The organism is Brevundimonas sp., from assembly GCF_035561115.1.
GTDB lineage: Bacteria > Pseudomonadota > Alphaproteobacteria > Caulobacterales > Caulobacteraceae > Brevundimonas.
The window spans coordinates 1-18,057 of record NZ_DATMYH010000121.1 but is presented as its reverse complement, the minus strand read 5'-3'; the positions used below and the strand labels follow the sequence as shown (position 1 = coordinate 18,057).

The 18,057-nt window shown below is 68.9% G+C and carries 17 protein-coding genes; 13 read left to right on the top strand and 4 right to left on the bottom strand.

All coding sequences use genetic code 11. The features are described 5' to 3' along the window. Positions 1–98: 98 nt before the first annotated feature. Together VN378_RS16305 and flgK are read right to left on the bottom strand one after the other, a co-directional pair. Positions 99–1,028, bottom strand: a complete 930-nt coding sequence (locus VN378_RS16305; RefSeq protein ID WP_325744610.1) for a flagellin — start codon at positions 1,026–1,028, stop codon at positions 99–101. Continuing rightward, positions 1,028–3,142 (bottom strand): flagellar hook-associated protein FlgK, encoded by a 2,115-nt coding sequence (gene flgK, locus VN378_RS16300; RefSeq protein WP_325744609.1) that lies wholly within the window; start codon positions 3,140–3,142, stop codon positions 1,028–1,030. The genes VN378_RS16305 and flgK overlap by 1 nt, the downstream gene beginning before the upstream one ends. Before the next feature lie 394 nt (positions 3,143–3,536). Here flgK and VN378_RS16295 point away from each other — a divergent pair, with 394 nt between their 5' ends. The 6 genes from VN378_RS16295 (at position 3,537) to VN378_RS16270 (ending at position 9,415) form a co-directional block, all read left to right on the top strand. Continuing rightward, positions 3,537–4,856: a flagellar hook-length control protein FliK gene (locus VN378_RS16295; protein ID WP_325744608.1), complete on the top strand. Its 1,320-nt coding sequence runs from the start codon at positions 3,537–3,539 to the stop codon at positions 4,854–4,856. A 3-nt stretch (positions 4,857–4,859) separates the two neighbouring features. Further along, entirely contained in the window at positions 4,860–5,549 is a 690-nt protein-coding gene (locus VN378_RS16290; RefSeq protein WP_325744607.1) for a flagellar hook assembly protein FlgD, read from the top strand. Between the two features lie 60 nt (positions 5,550–5,609). Beyond that, positions 5,610–7,064, top strand: coding sequence for a flagellar hook protein FlgE (flgE, locus tag VN378_RS16285; protein ID WP_325744606.1), 1,455 nt, complete (start codon positions 5,610–5,612; stop codon positions 7,062–7,064). Positions 7,065–7,227: 163 nt separating this feature from the next. Continuing rightward, a complete protein-coding gene (locus tag VN378_RS16280) occupies positions 7,228–7,515 on the top strand; it encodes a DUF1153 domain-containing protein (protein WP_055831520.1) in 288 nt (95 codons plus the stop codon). Between the two features lie 117 nt (positions 7,516–7,632). Beyond that, the gene (mnmA, locus tag VN378_RS16275) at positions 7,633–8,844 is read left to right on the top strand and encodes a tRNA 2-thiouridine(34) synthase MnmA (RefSeq protein ID WP_325744605.1); all 1,212 of its coding nucleotides are present in this window, start codon (positions 7,633–7,635) and stop codon (positions 8,842–8,844) included. Next, a complete protein-coding gene (locus tag VN378_RS16270) occupies positions 8,837–9,415 on the top strand; it encodes a hemerythrin domain-containing protein (protein ID WP_325744604.1) in 579 nt (192 codons plus the stop codon). Before mnmA ends, VN378_RS16270 begins: the two co-directional genes overlap by 8 nt. A 166-nt stretch (positions 9,416–9,581) precedes the next feature. Here the strand turns inward: VN378_RS16270 and VN378_RS16265 are convergent, their stop codons facing one another. Continuing rightward, positions 9,582–10,418: a thioesterase family protein gene (locus VN378_RS16265; RefSeq protein ID WP_325744603.1), complete on the bottom strand. Its 837-nt coding sequence runs from the start codon at positions 10,416–10,418 to the stop codon at positions 9,582–9,584. Between the two features lie 170 nt (positions 10,419–10,588). Between VN378_RS16265 and VN378_RS16260 the strand changes: the two genes are divergently transcribed. The 7 genes from VN378_RS16260 to VN378_RS16230 all read left to right on the top strand — a co-directional run bounded on the left by VN378_RS16260 (position 10,589) and on the right by VN378_RS16230 (position 17,712). Then, positions 10,589–11,092 (top strand): helix-turn-helix domain-containing protein, encoded by a 504-nt coding sequence (locus VN378_RS16260; protein ID WP_325744602.1) that lies wholly within the window; start codon positions 10,589–10,591, stop codon positions 11,090–11,092. A gap of 3 nt (positions 11,093–11,095) precedes the next feature. Then, a complete protein-coding gene (locus tag VN378_RS16255; RefSeq protein WP_325744601.1) occupies positions 11,096–11,845 on the top strand; it encodes a glutathione S-transferase family protein in 750 nt (249 codons plus the stop codon). Positions 11,846–11,963: 118 nt separating this feature from the next. Next, a complete protein-coding gene (locus tag VN378_RS16250) occupies positions 11,964–13,145 on the top strand; it encodes an acetyl-CoA C-acyltransferase (RefSeq protein ID WP_325744600.1) in 1,182 nt (393 codons plus the stop codon). A gap of 96 nt (positions 13,146–13,241) precedes the next feature. Continuing rightward, positions 13,242–14,228, top strand: coding sequence for an alpha/beta hydrolase (locus VN378_RS16245; protein WP_325744599.1), 987 nt, complete (start codon positions 13,242–13,244; stop codon positions 14,226–14,228). 75 nt (positions 14,229–14,303) lie between these two features. Then, a complete protein-coding gene (locus VN378_RS16240) occupies positions 14,304–16,700 on the top strand; it encodes a M1 family metallopeptidase (protein ID WP_325744598.1) in 2,397 nt (798 codons plus the stop codon). 11 nt (positions 16,701–16,711) lie between these two features. Then, positions 16,712–17,230, top strand: a complete 519-nt coding sequence (locus tag VN378_RS16235) for a DUF6702 family protein (RefSeq protein ID WP_325744597.1) — start codon at positions 16,712–16,714, stop codon at positions 17,228–17,230. Positions 17,231–17,373: 143 nt separating this feature from the next. Continuing rightward, on the top strand, positions 17,374–17,712 hold the full coding sequence (locus tag VN378_RS16230) for a VOC family protein (RefSeq protein ID WP_325744596.1): 339 nt from the start codon (positions 17,374–17,376) through the stop codon (positions 17,710–17,712). Between the two features lie 7 nt (positions 17,713–17,719). Here VN378_RS16230 and VN378_RS16225 read toward each other — a convergent pair. After that, on the bottom strand, positions 17,720–18,057 hold a 338-nt coding region (locus VN378_RS16225; RefSeq protein WP_325744595.1), incomplete at its 5' end, for a hypothetical protein.

Here is an 18,057-nt window from a genome sequence, read left to right as displayed (position 1 = left end):
CGGTTCGGTTGGTGGGCGGGAAGGCGACCATGGTATCGATTCGAACCGCCGACCGGGTCGCCGGTTCCGATCCCGTGCCACAAAGGCTGTTTCTTGCGTCAGCTCAGATAGTTGAGCAGAGAGACCTGGCGCAGCTGGCCGATCACCTGGGCCGAGGCCTGAATGGCGATCTGCGACAGCTCGAGGTCGGTCACCGCCCTGGCCATGTCCGCGTCGGTCCGGCCTGACACCAGTTCGTCCAGCGCATTCTTCTGGGCCGTGTGGCCGGTCGAAATGCTTTCCACCTGCTTGGCCAGCGACCCGGTTTTGGCCACCTTGTCGATGACAGCCGTGCCGGCCTGTTCCAGCCGGCCGAGCTGGGTGATCAGGAAGGTCTTCTGCGCCTCGGTGATCTTGCCGGTCAGGGGTCCCTGCCCCGCCGTGGCGTGGAAAGTCTGGATGTCGCGGAGGATGCTCAGCACCTCCGTACCCAGTTCGTCAGCCAGGAAGCCCGTCTCCAGCGTCGTGCCGTCGGCGACGCGGCTGGCCGTCTTCAGGGTGTCGTTCCGGAAAACCGAGGCGACGCTCGGCGCGGCCGCGAGTTCGGTCAGGGTGTTCGCGTCCAGCGGCGCGGTCGTGGTGGAGGCGCCGGCGAACAGATAACCGCCCTGATGCCGCATGTTCAGCCCGCCGCGGATCGACTGGAACTGGCCCTCCAGCTCCAGCATCAGCGAGCCGGCGGAATCGGTGGACAGCACGCTGCCGATGGCTTCGCGCAGGCCCGTGATGCCGTCGTTGATCTGGTTCATGGCCAGATCCTGGGTGGTCAGGCGCGACGTCACCGCCTCGGCCGTGTCGATGAAGCCCTGGATGCGGCTTTGAGCTCCCTTCAGTGCTGTCAGCGTCTCGGACTGGCGGCCGAAGCCGGTCAGGTCGGTGGCGTTCTTCTGTGTGGACACTCTTTCCTGGGCCTCGGCCGACCGGATCTGGGTGTTCATCAGGTTCAGCAGGGCTGATTGATAGTTTCCGTAGGTGGCGACCCGGGTCATCAGACCATCCCCATCAGCGTATCGTACATGTCCTTGCACGCCTGGATCAGACGAGCGGAGGCGTTGAAGGCCTGTTGATAGGTCGTCATCAACACCAGCTCCTCATCCAGATTGACCCCCTCGTGCGCGGTCTGGCGGGAACTGGCCTCGGCATAAAGGGCGGTTGCGGTTTCCTTGCGATTCTTGGCCGCGGCCGCCCGCCCGCCGATCTCGCCCGAAAGTTCCGAGGCGTAGCGGGACACCGAGATCGAACCGCCTGTCGAGCCGCCGGCCGGCTGGAAATTGGCGGAACGTTCCCCTGCGTCGGCCAGCACCAGGGCGCCCCGGCCATCGCCCGTGCTCAGGGCCGGCGCGCCCGCGGCGGCCGAAAGGTTGAGTTGCGCCAGGGCCAGTCTGGAAGGCGTCTGCCGGATGTCAGTACGCAGCGCAAAGCCGTCCGCGCGGGACGAACGGACGCCGCCGGCGATGCCGAACAGCTCGGTCACCGAAACGCCCGACGGCGCCTGGGTCGTGGTGTCCTCAAGCACGCTGAGCGTCGGCGCCGGATTGCCGTAGCCGCTGAAGCTCAACGAACCATCCGGCGCCAGAGAGAACGCCCCGAAGCGGCCGATGCCGAGCGCGGGGTCGTTCAGGCGGTTGACCAGATCGCCCACGGTTCCGCCCGCGGGGATCGCAACCTCCAGATCGCGCAGTCGCGATCCGCTCTCGCCGGTGAAGCGGAAGGTGAGGGTTTCGCCGGCGGTGAAGCCATGAGGAGACGCCGCCGTCAGGCCATTGTCGTAGAAGGCGGGACGGTCGGTGGAGATCAGGTCGTTGAGGCCGAAATAGTGCGAGAAGCCTCGCCCCGCCTTGGCCGAGGGCGTGGCCGCATCGTCCGCGACGGCCACGCCGTTCGGGGCGGCCGCTGTTATGGTCAGTTTGCCGTCGGTGAAGCTGGCGGTCGCGGCCCCGCCCAGCTGGGCGTTCAGGGTGGTCAGGAAATTCGCCGGCGTCGTGGCCACGCCGTTGACGGTCATGGTCGCGCCCGAGAAGACGATGTCCGCCCGGGTCTGGATGACGCCCGCGGCATTGGTGACCGCCACCGTGGTCTGTCCGGTGAAGCCGGCGATCGCGGTCTCGAACGCCTGCCCGACATTGCGGCCGGTCAGGCTGACCGGGGCGGGCACCGACGAGTTGGCGTTATGCGCACGGTTCAGCTCGTCGGCGACATGGGAGACCAGTTCGGCCAGCCGCTCGGCCGCCGCCGGCGCCTCGACGTCGCGTAGTTCCACCAGGCCCTTGATCTCGCCCGAGGTGACGCTGTCCAGAAGCGAACGCTTCTGGCCGCCCGGCTCGGTGATCCACAGTTCGTTGAAGGCCGTCTCCCCCGTAACCGTGCCCGCGCGATTGTATTCCAGGGTCGCTGCGCCCTGGCCGGCCAGCAAGGTGCCCGCGCCCGTGCGTATCGACACGCCGCCGACGGGTCGGACCGAAACCCGGATGTCCAGCAGCTCGGCCAGTTGCCCGATCAGGGCCGCCTGTGCCGTTTCCGCGCCCGAGGCGTCGCCGTCGACGGCCGTCGCCCGGGCGATCTCGAGGTTCAGACTCTCGATCTGCTTGAGCAGGCCGTTGGTCTTCTCCACCGCGCTCTGGATGCGGCCGTCGGCGTCCTCACGGACCGCCTGTATCTGCTTCCCGATCCGGCTGGCCTCGTCGAACAGGGCCTGGGTCTTGAACAGGGCGTCCTGGCGGCGGGGCGAGGAGGTCGGATCCTCGGCGCTCGCCGCAAAGGCCGAGAACACCCCGTCGACCTGGGAAAAGAAGCCGCTGTCGCCGCCCGGGTCGCCGAACAGCGACTGGATGCGATCGTACAGCTCGTAACGCACGCTCTCGCGCGCAGCATCCGCGCCTGCGTTCAGGCTGGCGGCCTGAAGGAAGCGGTCCGTCGCCAGACGGATGCGCGACACCTCGACGCCCGAGCCCATGCCCTGGCTGGTCAGGGTGGTCTGATCGGCGATCTTGCGGACGTAGCCGGGCGTGTTGACGTTGGAGACATTGTCCGAAACGACGCGCAGCTGGGTCTGGGCCGTGGCCAGGCCCGAGGTCGCCGTGTTCATGATGGCGTTCAGCGACATCCGACGGTCTCCATACGGCCGGCGCCCGGCAAGCCCTGCCAGCCGACGAGCGCTTTTTGCCCGGCGTCCCGCGCGGGCGCTTCGACCAAGCCCTTGATTTTACATGCTGTCGCGGTTCGCGCCTGGGTCATGACAGTGAGGGAGCGCAAGCGGCGGGCCACCCGCGGCAGGCCTGTCAGCCGGGCCCGGGCGCCGGGCAAGAATCGTCGGCACGCGGCAAGTTTCGACCGGACACGAGGCGGAGCGCGTCGCCTCCTTACCCTATTTTATCGCGCTTTTTCAGCGCCTTCCCGAAACTGGCTGCTCTGGCCCGCGACTTGCGCCGTGCCTTTCGAATGTTCGGCGCAGCAGGCGCCCCCGTCACCCATCGCCCAGCGATCATCCCCCCGGGACAATGTCCGCCCTCGCCCTGCCGTCCGTTACAGCGCCCGCCGCGACCAGCGCCCCGCAAGGGTCGACCGGCGCCGCCGACACGACCGGATTCAAGGGCCTGCTGGCGACCTGTCTCAACAACGACGCCGGAACCGGCGCCGCCGATGATCTGGAGGTGGCCGCCGCAAACGACGACGGCGATCTGGCTCCGGCGACCGCGCCGCCGCTCGCCCCCATCGCAATCCCCATCGCAATCCCCATCTCAATCCCCGTCGCGATCCCGGGCGCCCTCGTGGTCGCACAGGCGCCGGCGCCTGAAAGTCAGACTGCCGCGGCCGCCGGAATTCCCGCCGAGCCCCTGACGCCGGAACCGGACGCTTCCCCCCTTGTGCAGAACGGCGGCGTCCAACCGGCGCCTGTCATGCCCAGGTCCGCCGCCGCGCCCGAACCCGTCAAGCAGACGATGCCGCTGGTCGCCTCGGATTCTCCGGAGTCCGCCGAGCCCGAAGTCGGCGCTCCGGTTCCGGACGCCGAGGCGAAGGCGGCGAAGGCCGCCCCCGCCGTTGGCGCCGCCGCAGTCCAGACGGCTCCGCCCGCGCCGCCCCTGCGCGCCTTGGCCGAGCGAACGTCGCGGCCGCTGGATGCGCCGGTCGACAAGCCAGCCGACACGCCGGCCTCCGGTTCTGGCGCGACCGAAGCCAGGGAGCGCGTTGCGGCCGTTTCCACCGCGACCCTCAGGCCCGAACGGGCCGCTGGACCCGCCGAAGCTGCGCCGAAGCCGGCGGCCGATACTGTCGCGGGAACAGACGATCTTTCCATCGACGTCGCGCCCGCGGGCGAAACCGCCGCCGCCACGACCGCAACCACGGCTCAGATCCGTGAAACAAGTCTCTCCGGCCTGTCACGCGCCACCATCGACGCCACGGCGCAGATCGCCGCCCAGATCCTGCGGAAGCTGGAAGGCCGCTCGACGCGGTTCGAAATGGCCCTGACCCCCGACGATCTGGGGCGCGTGGACGTGAAACTGGACATCGATTCGGAAGGCCGTCTGGCCGCACGGCTGGCGTTCGACAATCCTGCCGCGGCGACCGATCTGCGCGGCCGGGTCGACGACCTGAGGCGGGAACTGGAGGACGCCGGCTTCCACCTGGCCGACGACGCCTTCGAGTTCGCCGAGCGCGACAGCGGATCCAGCAGCTTCGACCGGGGCCAGGATGCTCGCCACGACCAGAACCGCGCCTTCGCCGCCGCCTCCCGCCGGAATGCCGAAATCGACGTCGCCCAGCCTCCCCGCTGGATGGCGCTCACCCTCTCGCCTGCGGGCGTGGATCTGAAGGTCTGATCGATGGTCGACGCCGTCACCACCGCCAACAACGCCACGAACCGGATCGCCGCCGGCAGCGGCATGCTGGCTTCGAATTTCGAAACTTTTCTGGCCCTGCTGACGTCCCAGCTGAAGAACCAGGACCCGCTGTCGCCCGTCGATTCCAACCAGTTCACCGCCCAGCTGACCCAGATGGCCGGCGTGGAGCAGCAACTGCTGACCAACGAGCTGCTGAAAAGTCTCGTTTCGGCCCAGGCCGGCGGCGGGCTGGCGGGGGCGGCCACCTACATCGGCAAGGAAGCCACCGCGGCCTGGTCGGCCACCAAGATGGCCGACGGAGAGGCGACCTGGAGCTATGAGCTCGGCGCCAATGCCTCCTCGGCCACGCTTCAGGTGCTGGACGGCTCCGGCAATGTGGTCTGGTCCGGCGATGCGCCGGCGAAGACGACCGGCGTGCACGACTTCACCTGGGATGGCGAGGCTACGACCGGAAACGACGGCCAGGACGGTCAGGTCTATACGCTGAAGATCGTCGCCAAAAACGCGACGGGCGGCGCCGTGGACGCCCAGGTTCTGACCCGCGGCCGCATCACCGGCGTGGAAATGTACGAGGGCGAAGCCTTCCTGACCGTCGGCAACTCGATCGTGCCGTTGTCCACCGTCATCGCCCTGGAAGAAGCCAGAGCCCCTTCCGATGAGGAGGCGGCCTGATGCGCTCGCCTGCTTCGTCGCCAAACCCCCTGAACCTGTTCTCGTAAGGAGCCCCGCGCCATGAGTATCAACAGCGCCCTGCTTGCCGGCGTGTCCGGCCTGACCGCAAACTCCGCCGCCCTTGCGGCGATCTCGCAGAACATCGCGAATGTGAACACCGTCGGCTACAAGCGCACCGCCGGCGAGTTCCAGACCGTGATCAACAGCCAGTCGCAAGGCGCCGGCTATTCCGCCGGCGGCGTCCTGGCCACGGCCCGCCACTACACCAGCCAGGCCGGCCAGCTGCAGCGCACCACGTCGAACACCGACCTGGGCATCGCCGGCCAGGGCTTCTTCGTCGTCACGGAGAAGCCGGAGAACCTTCAGGTGACCGACAGCCGCCTGTTCACCCGGGCCGGCGCCTTCAGTGTCGACAACCTGGGCTATCTGAAGAACACCGCCGGCCTCTACCTGCAGGGCTGGCCGGTCGATGCGGAGGGCAATATCGCCACCGACCCGTCGGACCTGAACCGCCTGCGCACGATCAATGTCGGCTCCGTCGGCGGCACGGCCGAGGCGACCACCCGCATTCAGCTGAACGCCAACATCAAGTCCAGCCAGCTGGTCTCGGCCGAGGCGACCGACGCCGCGGCCACCCCCGTGGGCGCCAACGCCTACAATCCCGCGACCAACTCCATGGCCATGTGGGATCCTGAAACCGGCGCGGGCGTCAAACCCGACTTCGAGCTGACCATCCCCGTCTCGGACTCCAAGGGCGGCCAGCGCACGATCGCGATCTCCTTCCTGAAGAGCACCGTGCCCAACCAGTGGTATTCCGAAATCCGCGCCATCCCGGCGTCCGATGTCGTGACCGGAGCCGGCCTGACCAACGGCCAGCTCAAGACGGGGCTGGTGGCCTTCACCCAGGACGGGCGCCTGGATGTCGACGCCATGGCCGCCCTCGGCGCCTCGGCCCTGTTTCCCGATCCCACGGCGGCGACCCTGACGTTCGGTTCGTCCGACAGCGCGGCCCCGGCCGCTGGAGGCTTCAAATGGGCTCCGGGCCTCGGCATCGACGACCAGTCCCTGGCCTTCGACCTGTCGGCGTCCGCGGGCGGTCTGACGCAGTATGACAGCGCCTCGGTGGTGCAGGCCGTGCTGACCAACGGCACCGCCTTCGGCAACCTGTCCGAGGTCAAGATCGACGACACCGGCTTCGTGACCGCCATCTTCGACAACGGCGTCACGCGCCAGATCGCCCAGATCGCCCTGGCCACCTTCCCCAGCCCCGACAGCCTGACCCAGACATCGGGCAACGCCTACCGGGTCAGCCAGGGATCGGGCACCTACAACCTCAAGGCCGCGGGCACCGGCGGCGCCGGCCTGATCGGCGCATCCCAGCTGGAAGCCTCGACCGTCGACCTGTCGGCCGAGTTCACCGGCCTGATCACGACCCAGCGCGCCTATTCGGCATCCTCCAAGATCATCACCACGGCCGACGAGATGCTGGCCGAGCTGATCAGCATCAAACGCTGATACCTGAGTAACGGGCCGTAAACCTCAATGAATCCTTTGTTGAATATTGAGAGGGTGGACGGAAGGCATTTTAGGCTTTCCTTCACCACGACGCTTAAACGGCCCTTAGCCGCCGACCGCTACGGTTCACTCATAGTGGTGGTGGTCAATGAGGCATAAGCCCATGTTGCAAGAGCGACGTCTTAACAGCCGAGGCGAACAATATGTGGTGGGCCCGACGGGCACGCCGCTGACGATGCACGATCTTCCCCCGGCCAATACCGACCGCTGGGTGATCCGCCGCAAGGCCGAGGTCGTGGCCGCGGTACGCGGCGGGCTGATCAGCCTGGACGACGCCCTGGCGCGTTACCGTCTGACCGCCGAGGAATTCCTGGCATGGCAGAAGGCCATCGACAAATGGGGCATGCAGGGCCTGCGCACGACGCGGATCCAGCACTACGGCCGCCCGTAAACATCTTCCCCCGAGCCGACCTCGGCCGCTTCCGGAAACGGGGGCGGCCGTTGTCGTTTCCCGTACCGTTTCGCTCCGGCCTCGAAATCGAACGGGTTTCGCACTAGATAGCGCGCCATGACGCTCGCCGAGCCCATCTGCCCGATCCCGAACATCGCCCCCATGGCCGGCAAGGCCGACATGGATGCGGCGATCGAGTCCGCGCGCGCGGCGGTCGGCCTGCCGGTCGGGTCGCGCGTGGTGGCGGCCATGTCGGGCGGAGTGGACTCCACCGTGGTGGCCGCCCTGCTGCACAAGGCCGGCTATGACGTCGTCGGCGTGACCCTGCAGCTTTACGACCACGGGGCGGCCCTGAAGAAGAAGGGCGCCTGTTGCGCCGGTCAGGACATCCACGACGCCCGGCTGGCGGCTGAGATGCTGGGCATTCCCCACTACGTCCTCGACTACGAGAGCCGGTTCCGCGACGCGGTGATCGATCAGTTCGCCGACAGCTATCTGGCGGGTCAGACGCCCGTGCCCTGCATCCGCTGCAACCAGACGGTCAAATTCCGGGACCTCCTGGACGTCGCCCGCGACCTCGGCGCCGAGGCCATGGCGACCGGTCACTATGTCCGGCGCTCGGTGGTCAATGACCGCGCCCAGATGCGCAAGGCGATCGACCATTCGCGCGACCAGTCCTACTTCCTGTTCGCCACCACGGCGCAGCAGCTGGACTATCTGCGCTTCCCCCTCGCCGATCTGGAGAAGCCGCAGGTGCGCGGCGTGGCGATGGAGCTGGGCCTGCGGATCGCCGCCAAGCCCGACAGCCAGGACATCTGTTTCGTGCCCAACGGCGACTATCGCACCCTGATCGACAGGCTGCGTCCGCAGGGCCGCGAGGCCGGCGACATCGTCCACATGGACGGCCGGGTGCTGGGCGCCCATTCGGGCATCACCGACTACACCATCGGCCAGCGCCGCGGCCTGAACGTCGCCGTGGGCGAGCCCCTGTTCGTGACGAAGCTGGACCCGGCCCGGCGCCACGTCATCGTCGGTCCGCGCGAAGCCCTGCTGACCGCCTCCCTGACGCTGGACGAGACCAACTGGCTGGGCGACGAGCCGAGCATCGAGGCGGCGGCTGAAGCCGGCGCGCCGGTGCTGGCCCGCGTGCGCTCGACCCGTCCGCCCTCCCCCGCCCGGCTGGCCCTGGTCGACGGCGCCGTCGCGGTGCTGTTCGAGACAGGCGAGGAAGGCGTGGCCCCGGGTCAGGCCTGCGCCCTCTACGATCCGGCCGATCCCGACCGTCTGCTGGGCGGCGGCTTCATCAAGACGACCACCGCCGTTGTCTGAGACGCCGGACGACGCGCTGGCGCTGACCACGCGCGCCGGCCTGCCGTCCGGGTTCCTGTATCTGCGCGATGAATACCCGCGGGACCGCTGGACCTCGAAGCTGGACGAGACGGCGGCCTTCTGGCTGCAGATGCACGCCAGCTTCCGCGGGCATCAGGCGCATATGGACGGACTGGTCGCCCAGTGGCGCGCCGGCGGGGACGCGGCCGCGCTGCATCGCCAGTTGATCCCGGCGCTCCAGTCCTTCCTGCAGCACCTCGACGGCCACCACCGCATCGAGAGCGGCCAGTATTTTCCGATGATGCGGCGGATCGAGCCGAAAATCGGCGCTGGCATCGACCTGCTGGACCGCGACCACGACGCCATCCACCAGACGCTGGAGGCGCTGTTCCACGGCGGAATGGCCTTTCATCAGGCCGTGGGAAGCAACGCCACCGACGCCGCCGACAAGGCCAACCGGCTGGCCGACCTGATCGACGGAAACGCCCGCCCCCTGCTGCGGCATCTGGAGGACGAGGAGGACATCGTCATTCCCCTGATCCAGTTGCGTGGTCTGCACGACCAGGTTTGAGCCGGGCCTATCCGGCCGGGCGAAAAACACCGTCCGAAGAGTCCGAAGAGTCCACTGAGTCCGCTTCGAGGCGTCACTCAGGGACGTTCACTTGTCAAAGACCGGACCCGGCAAGGCTTCCTGCATGGAAGCATGCGCCTGCGTCAGATCCGGACGTAGCCGGCGGTCAGCCGCGGCTCGGCATCAATTTGCGGCGCTGACGGACCAGGGCCAGCGGGCGTCCGTCCGGCGCATGGGCCACGCCGTCCTCGACCGCCCAGCCGCCGCCGACATCGCGGGTGGTGAAATGGAAACAGGCCCAGCCTTCGGGCGAGATGTCCGGGGTCAGCGCCGTCAGCAGGTCGGCGCGCAGGTCGACGCTGGCGGAGACGATCGGCGGCGCCGGGAAGGCCGTGAAATAGGTCGGATACAGGCCGTCCAGCAGGAACAGCAGCCGGGCCTCGTCCAGGGGCGCGGCGTCGATCGTCCGCATCCAGCAGCCGAGTTCGGGCGTCTCGCCGGCGTTCTCTCCGAACAGCTTCGGCCCCGCGACGAAGCGGTGCTCGATATGGCGGGTGAACCAGGGGCCGAAGCCGGTGTCGAGCGGCGTCGGCTCGAGTTCCTCCACGGGCCGGAGCGAGGCGGTCAGGGGCGTCAGCACCGGTCCCGCGACGTCGCGGCCGTACGTGCCCAGCGCCTGAACGGCGACCCGGTCGCCCTGGCCGCCCGTGACCGAGGCATAGGCGACGTTGCGACCGCCGCGATTCATCAAGGGCGTGAACACGGCGTCCTCGAACCGCGCGGCGGCGAGATACTGGATGGTGAGGGTCTGGAGCGGCGCCTCGATGCCGAGGCCCTGGCGCATGGCCCCGGCGGCGAGAGCCGCCATCAGGCCGCCGAAGGGCGCGCCGCGTTCCTGCGGCGCCGACCGGGGCGCATTGGAGAAGCCGCCATCCAGCCGCACCTTCAATCCCCCCGCGCCGTCGTCGGTCAGGGTCAGGGCCTCGGCCAGGGTCTGGGTCATACGGTGTCGTTATCGTGGAGAAAGGGCGGGCGGAAGACGGGGAGGCCCTCCGCCCGAAGTCGGGGATCAGGAAACGCCGCGGGCGCCTCCGTAGCCAAACAAGACTGACCCAGTCCGTCCAGATTGGCAACCCTCTTGCCAAACGGCTGACGCAGGGTCACTTTCCCATCATGGGACGCACCGCTGACTATTCTCGACAGAGCTGCTCGATCGCCGCGACGCTGGAGATCATCGGCGACCCGTGGACGCTGCTGGTCATTCGCGACGCCTTCAACGGCGTCAGCCGGTTCGAACAGTGGCAGGAGCGGCTGGGCGTCGCCCGCAACGTTCTGGCCGCGCGGCTGAAGACCCTGGTCCAGCATGGCGTGCTGGAGCCCCACCTCTATTCCGAACGCCCGCCCCGCAACGAGTACCGGCTGACGGCCAAGGGCAAGGATCTGTACGGCGTGCTGGTGACCCTGCACGCCTGGGGCGCCCGCCATGTGTACCGCGACGCGGATTCCGGCTTCGCCATGATCCACAAGGAATGCGGCCAGAACCTCGCGCCGCGCATCGCCTGCGGCCACTGCAACGAAATCGTCAAGCCGCGCGACATCCAGCTGGTGCACGCCAAGGACTGTCCGACGGTGGGCGACGTCATGCCCCGACAGGCGGCCGAGGAAAAGGTCGCCTGAGCCATGGCCGCCGTCACCCTGATCGGCAGCCCCGTTTCCCCCTATGTCCGCAAGGTGCTGGCCGCCTGTGCGATCAAGGGCGTCGAGGTCGAGCTGGATCCCATCTCGCCGATGTTCGGCAATGACGATTTCGAGCGGCTGAGCCCGCTGCGCCGCGTGCCGGTTTGGCTGGAGGGCGATCTGGTGCTGTGCGACTCCAGCGTCATCGTCCAGTACATCGAGGAGACGCGGCCCGGGCCCTCGCTGTGGCCAGCCGATCCGATCCAGCGCGCGAGGGCGCGGTGGCTGGAGGAGTTCGCCGACACCCGCCTGTTCGACGTGCTGGGCTGGCGACTGTTCTACCAGATCGCGCTCAAGCCGCGCTTCTTCGGGACCGAGGCCGATCCTGAAGTGGTGGAGAAGGCCCGCGACGTCGAACTGCCCCGGATTCTCGACTATCTGGAGAGCCAGACGCCCGAGACGGGCTTCCTGTTGGGCGAACTGTCGATGGCGGACCTCAGCGTCGCCCCGGCCTTCCTCAATGCGCGCGCGGTGCAGATCGACGTTGACGCCGAACGCTGGCCACGCCTGGCCGCCTGGCTGGAGCGGATGAATGAAGAGACGCCGCTGGGGCCGCTGAACAAGCTGGCGCGCAACCTGATGCGCACGCCGCTGGCCGGGCACCGCGACCGCCTGACCGAGTTCGGCCTGGCCGCAGCGAGCCGCAGCTGGATGGGTGAAACCGCCCGCCACGGACCGATGACGCCGCCGTAGCCGGTCCTTTGTCATCCCGGCTCTCCGCTTCGCTGCGGCCGGGATGACAAGGAGGATCGCCTCTTGCGAGCGCGTTCCTGATCGACGATTTACCCGTCTCACACTTTCAAGGCCCCCCATGTCCGATCCCGTCGTCATCGTCTCCTTCGCCCGCACGCCGATGGGCGGCTTCCAGGGCGCCCTGTCCGGCGTCAAGGCGACCGAGCTGGGCGCGGCGGCGGTGAAGGCCGCAGTCGAGCGGGCGGGCGTTCCGCCGGCGAAGGTCGAGCAGATCTACATGGGCTGCGTCCTGCCGGCCGGCCTCGGCCAGGCCCCGGCCCGTCAGGCCGCGATCGGCGCCGGTCTGGGCCAACATGTCGAGGCGACGACGGTCAACAAGATGTGCGGCTCGGGGCTGCAGGCGGTGATGATGGCCTCGGATTCGCTGTCCGCCGGTTCCGCCGACGTCATCGTGGCGGGCGGCATGGAGTCGATGTCCGGATCCCCCTATCTGATGACCAAACACCGCGGCGGCGCCCGCATCGGCCACGATGTCATCATCGACAGCATGTACATGGACGGGCTGGAGGACGCCTATACGCCCGGCAAGCTGATGGGCGCCTTCGCCGAGGACTCGGCCCGGACCTATCAATTCACCCGCGAGGCCCAGGATGAATACGCGCTGGAGAGCCTGAACCGGGCCCTCGAAGCCATCGCCTCGGGCGCCTTCAGGGCCGAGATCACCCCCGTGGAAGTCGTCTCGCGCAAGGGCGTGGCGACGGTCGCCGAGGACGAACAGCCCGGCAAGGCCATGCCGGAGAAGATTCCGAACCTGAAGCCCGCCTTCTCGAAGGACGGCACCATCACCGCCGCCAACGCCAGCTCGATCTCGGACGGCGCCGCGGCCCTGGTGATGACGCGCGAGAGCGTGGCCCGCGCCCTGGGCCTGCCGGTCGTCGCCCGCATCGTCAGCCACGCCGCCCACGCCCATGAGCCGGGCCTGTTCACCACCGCCCCCGTGCCGGCGATGCAGAAGGCGCTGAAGAAGGCCGGCTGGTCGGTCGAGGACGTCGACCTGTGGGAGATCAACGAGGCCTTCGCCGTGGTGGCGATGATCGCCATGCGCGACATGGGCATCGACCGGGCGAAGCTGAACGTCAACGGCGGGGCCACGGCCCTGGGCCACCCCATCGGCGCCTCGGGCGCGCGCATCCTGACGACCCTGCTGGCGGCGCTTCAGGCGCGCGGCGGGAAGAAGGGCGTGGCCAGCCTGTGCATCGGCGGCGGCGAGGCCGTGGCGGTGGCGGTGGAGCTGGTCTGACCGCGACGGCCTCTTCCGGCGGAGCGGGTCGATCGGAGGGCCCGGGGATGACGCCGCTCGAGCGGCCGGCTAGCGTGCGACCAAGGAGCCGATCCCATGATGCTGAACCGAAGAGGCGTGCTGGGCCTCGCCGCCCTGGCCGCGACACCGGCCTCCGCCGCCGCGATGACACCGGTGTCGTCGCAGCTCGCGCCGCCGGATCCCGTCGAGACGATCCGGCTGTGGCCCGACGCCGCGCCGGGGGGCGAGGCGGTCACCGTCACGCCGCGCGTGGTCGAGCGCTCGACCGATCCGGCGTTCCACGACCGGTTCGCCCAATACACCACCGATCCGATCCTGACCGTGCTGCGGCCCGAGCGGCCCAACGGGGCCTCCCTGCTCCTGATCCCGGGCGGCGGGTACAAATGGGCGGTCGTCGACAAGGAAGGGCTGGACTGCGCGCGCGTGTTCGCGGACGCCGGCGTGACCTGCTTCGTGCTGCGCTACCGGTTGCCGGGCGACGGCTGGGCCGCAGGGCCGGACGCGCCCCTTCAGGACGCCCAGCGCGCCCTGCGGCTGGTGCGGTCCCGGGCCGCCGCGAGCGGCCTTGATCCCGCGCGCGTGGCGGTGCTGGGCGCCTCGGCAGGCGGCCATCTGGCGGGGATGCTGACGGCGCGCGCCGACGCCGCCTACGCCGCCGTGGACGAGGCCGACGCGGCCTCCCATCGCCCGGACCTCAGCATCCTGCTGTATCCTGTGGCGACCATGGCTGACGGGCCGGTCCACGCCGGGTCGCGGCGCGAGCTTCTGGGTTCCGCCCCGACCCCCGAAGCGGTCGACCGCTACTCCCTTGAGCGGCTGGACTGGACGGGCCGACCCCCGACCTTCCTGCTGCATGCGATGGATGATGAGGCGGTGCCGGTCGAGAACAGCCTGCAACTGCTGGCGACGCTCAGGGCCGCCCGGGTTCCGGCGGAGGCGCACCTGTTCCAGGAGGGCGGCCACGGTTTCGGCATCCGCCTGATCGCCGGCAGGCCCGCGGCCGTCTGGCCCGCGCTGGTTCTGGCCTGGGGCGCGCGGCACGGCTGGATTACGCAGACTTAATCTTCGTCGCCTTGTTCCCCCGCCCTCGCCCGTTAAGGTCCGCGCGGGCTTTTCAGACAGCGGGCGGTGTTTCGTATGCGGATCGGTTTGTTGCTGGCGTCGGCCGCCGGCGTTTCCCTGATGGCCTCGGCCGCGCTGGCCCAGCAGAGCATCGGGCCGATCGACCAGTCGAAGGGCAGCTTCGAGGACAAGTTCCGCCAGTTCGAGGGCGAGGACTGGCCGACCCCCACCGACTACCGCAGCGCCTCGGGCGCGCCCGGTCATCGCTACTGGCAGCAGCAGGTCGACTACGACATCGACGTGTCCCTGGACGAGGCTGGCCGGACGCTGACGGGCCGCGAGGCGGTGACCTACACCAACAATTCGCCGGACGCGCTCGGCTATCTGTGGCTGCTGCTGGACCAGCAGAACTATCGCCGCAACTCTCTGGCGGAACGCAGCCGCACCTATTCGGCGTCCGACACCGTCAGCGTCAACGAGATCCTGCGGGTGCGGCGCATGCAGGACTGGGAGGGCGGATTCAACGACCTGAAGGTCACCGGGCCGGACGGGCAGGCCCTGCCCTTCACCATCGTCGATTCCATGATGCGGATCGAGCTGCCGCGTCCGCTGGCGACGGGCCAGACCTTCGCCTTCAGCATCGACTTCAGCCTGCCCCTGCCCGAGACCAATGTGGTCGGCGGGCGCAGCGGCTATGAATGCTTCACCAAACCCGGCGAGGACGGCAACTGCCTGTTCCTGGCCGCCCAGTGGTTCCCGCGGCTGGCGGTCTATTCCGACTATGAGGGCTGGCATAACGCCCAGTTCCTCGGCGCCGGCGAGTTCACGCTGGAGTTCGGCGACTACGACGTCTCGATCACCGCGCCGTCCGACCACGTCGTCGCCGCGACCGGCGAGCTGCAGAACCCCGAGATCCTGAGCGCCGCCCAGCGCGCGCGTCTGGCCGAGGCCCGCACCGCCGACGCCCCGGTCTATGTCGTCACTCCCGCCGAGGCGGCCGCCGCCGAGGCCAGCCCGGCCCGGTCGGGCACGCGGACCTGGAATTTCAGCGCAGACAACGTGCGCGACTTCGGCTGGGCCTCGAGCCGCAAATTCATCTGGGACGCCATGGGCGTCGAACAGCAGAGCGCCGAACATCCGGTGGTCATGGCCATGTCCTTCTTCCCGAAGGAGGCCCGGCCGCTGTGGGACGCCTATTCGACGAAGTCGATCGCCCACACCCTGGACGTCTACAACCAGTTCGCCTTCACCTACCCCTATCCGACGGCCCAGTCGGTCAACGGCCCGGTCGGCGGGATGGAATATCCGATGATCACCTTCAACGGGCCGCGCCCGGTGCGGGGCGACGACGGCCGGCTGACCTATACGGAGCGGGCCAAGAACGGCCTGATCGGCGTGGTCATCCACGAGGTCGGCCACACCTATTTCCCGATGATCGTCAATTCGGACGAGCGCCAGTGGACGTGGATGGACGAGGGGCTGAACAGCTTCCTGCAGTTCGAGGCCGAGAAGCTGTGGGACCACGACTTCCCGGCGCGCGGCGAGCCGAGGGACATCGTCGAATACATGGTCAGCCAGGACCAGGTGCCGGTGATGACCAACTCGGATTCGCTGCTGCAGTTCGGCAACAACGCCTACGCCAAGCCGGCCACCGCCCTGGTGATCCTGCGCGAGACGGTGCTGGGCCGCGAGCTGTTCGACCGCGCCTTCCGCGAATACGCACAGCGCTGGGCCTTCAAGCGGCCGACGCCCTATGACTTCTTCCGCACCATGGAGGAGAGTTCGGGCGTCGATCTGGACTGGTTCTGGCGCGGCTGGTTCTATTCGACCGACCACGTCGACATCTCGCTGGAGGGCGTGACCGCCGCAACCCTGGAATCGACCGATCCCGAGGCGCGCGCCCGCGCTGCCCGCGAACGGTTCGAGGCCGAGCCCGGCTCGCTGACGGCCGCCCGCAACCAGGACATCGAGACCGTGGTCGAGCGTGATCCGGCGACGCGCGACTTCTACAACCAGACCGACCGGTTCACGGTCACGGCCCAGCAGCGCCGGGACGCCGAGAGCGCGGCGCGGCGCGCCGACGCCGACCGCCGCGCGGCGCAGGGTTTCAACGACAACATCTACCGCTTCACGTTCAGGAACGTCGGCGGGCTGGTCATGCCGGTGATCCTGAAGCTGACCTGGGCCGATGGCTCGGACGAGACGGTGCGCATCCCGGCCGAGGTCTGGCGCCGCAACAGCCAGCAGGTCGTCTGGCAGTGGGTGTCGTCCAAGACGCTGGTCTCGGCCGAGGTCGATCCGCTGCTGGAGACGGCCGACGCCAACCGCGGCAACAACTTCTTCCCGCGCCGCATCGACGAACGCAGCCTGCGTCTTTCGCCTGCCCCGCCGCCCGGAGAAAACCGGATGCGCGACTCGGATGTCGAGGTCAGCCCGGACTCGACCGCCGCCCGCGTGCGTCGGCCTTCCTGAGGATCCGGACCGTGTTCAGACGCGCCCTGCTGACCGCCGCCCTGATCGCCGGCCTGGCCTCGCCGGCCCAGGCCCATCGCGGCCATTCGGGACTGACGGTGATCGAGATCGATCCGGGCTCGGGCGCGGTCCGCGTGACCCACCGGTTCGCGGCCCATGACGTTGAGCCCGCCCTGGTCTCGATCGCCCCGCAGGCCCAGCCCTCGCTGGACGACCCCCGCGCGCTCGCCGCGCTGGAGGCGCATCTGGGGAGACGGTTTCGTCTGTCCGTGGACGGCGCAGCGGTTCCGGTGACTCACACAGGCACCCGGCTGGCCGGCGACAACGTCCGTGTCGATTTCGGCGGCGCCACGGAGGACCGGGACGTCGCCCGCGTCACCGTCGACCTCGACTTCTTCCCGGGCGTGCACGACGACCAGGAACAGCAGGTCAATGTCCGTCTGAACGGCGTGACGCGGACGGCGGTGTTCCGGCCGGGGTCGCGGGCGCAGACGCTGGTGTTCCAGCGGGCCGCGGGCGGCGCTCGCTAGCCATCAGGCGGACCAGGCCGGTGCGGCCGAGGCCGAGCACGATCATCGCATGGCTCCTGTATTGCGAACGATTCTCAGATTTGCGCAGATGGCTGGTCCATGGCAAGCCCCGGGGCGAATGGCGTCCCGGACGGAGCATCACGATGCGTGAAGACGGAAAGCTGGACTATCTCGAACTGCCCGGCGGCGCGCTGGGCGCGGTCAAGGCCTTCTACGGCGCGGCCTTCGGCTGGACCTTCCAGGATTACGGCCCCTCGTATGCGGCCTTCGACCAGGGGCTGGACGGCGGATTCGACGCGGACGCCGAGGCCGGCCGCCCGCCCCTGCCGGTCCTGTTCGCCCATGATCTCGAAGCGATGGCGGCCAGGGTCGAGGCGGCGGGCGGCGTGATCGTCAGGCCGATCTTCGCCTTCCCGGGCGGCCGCCGGTTCCATTTCCGCGATCCGGCCGGCAACGAACTGGCCGTGTGGTCGGAGACCTGAGGCCCGCCTAACGCAGATCGACCGACTGGGCGATCTGCTCGGCCAGGGCGCGATCGGCGCCGTCCAGGCTCATGGTCCAGACGTGGATCTCGCGCGGGGCGTCGGGACGCTGGAACAGATGCTCCATGGCGTGACGCACGCCATCCTCTGTCGAGACCACCGAGGCGCGACCGCCCGCCTCCACCATCTGGCCGCTGTAGATCGGGAATTGCGACGCGGGCCCGGCATAGACCATGACGAACGACTGGTCGCCGCGCCGGACCGTATAGATGCGGAAGTCCGGCCCGGGCCGCCCGGTCACGATCTCGAACCCCGCCGGCAGGGTGATGGAGAACGGCAGGGCCG

Bases quoted from the DNA above. Each gene is read 5' to 3' on its own strand.
- VN378_RS16255 (WP_325744601.1), top strand. From the start codon at position 11,096: ATGGCCGCCGTCACCCTGATCGGCAGCCCCGTTTCCCCCTATGTCCGC.
- VN378_RS16240 (WP_325744598.1), top strand. From the start codon at position 14,304: ATGCGGATCGGTTTGTTGCTGGCGTCGGCCGCCGGCGTTTCCCTGATG.
- VN378_RS16290 (WP_325744607.1), top strand. From the start codon at position 4,860: ATGGTCGACGCCGTCACCACCGCCAACAACGCCACGAACCGGATCGCC.
- VN378_RS16295 (WP_325744608.1), top strand. From the start codon at position 3,537: ATGTCCGCCCTCGCCCTGCCGTCCGTTACAGCGCCCGCCGCGACCAGC.
- VN378_RS16250 (WP_325744600.1), top strand. From the start codon at position 11,964: ATGTCCGATCCCGTCGTCATCGTCTCCTTCGCCCGCACGCCGATGGGC.
- VN378_RS16260 (WP_325744602.1), top strand. From the start codon at position 10,589: ATGGGACGCACCGCTGACTATTCTCGACAGAGCTGCTCGATCGCCGCG.
- mnmA (WP_325744605.1), top strand. From the start codon at position 7,633: ATGACGCTCGCCGAGCCCATCTGCCCGATCCCGAACATCGCCCCCATG.
- VN378_RS16245 (WP_325744599.1), top strand. From the start codon at position 13,242: ATGATGCTGAACCGAAGAGGCGTGCTGGGCCTCGCCGCCCTGGCCGCG.
- VN378_RS16280 (WP_055831520.1), top strand. From the start codon at position 7,228: ATGTTGCAAGAGCGACGTCTTAACAGCCGAGGCGAACAATATGTGGTG.
- flgK (WP_325744609.1), bottom strand. From the start codon at position 3,142: ATGTCGCTGAACGCCATCATGAACACGGCGACCTCGGGCCTGGCCACG.
- VN378_RS16230 (WP_325744596.1), top strand. From the start codon at position 17,374: ATGCGTGAAGACGGAAAGCTGGACTATCTCGAACTGCCCGGCGGCGCG.
- VN378_RS16305 (WP_325744610.1), bottom strand. From the start codon at position 1,028: ATGACCCGGGTCGCCACCTACGGAAACTATCAATCAGCCCTGCTGAAC.
- VN378_RS16265 (WP_325744603.1), bottom strand. From the start codon at position 10,418: ATGACCCAGACCCTGGCCGAGGCCCTGACCCTGACCGACGACGGCGCG.
- flgE (WP_325744606.1), top strand. From the start codon at position 5,610: ATGAGTATCAACAGCGCCCTGCTTGCCGGCGTGTCCGGCCTGACCGCA.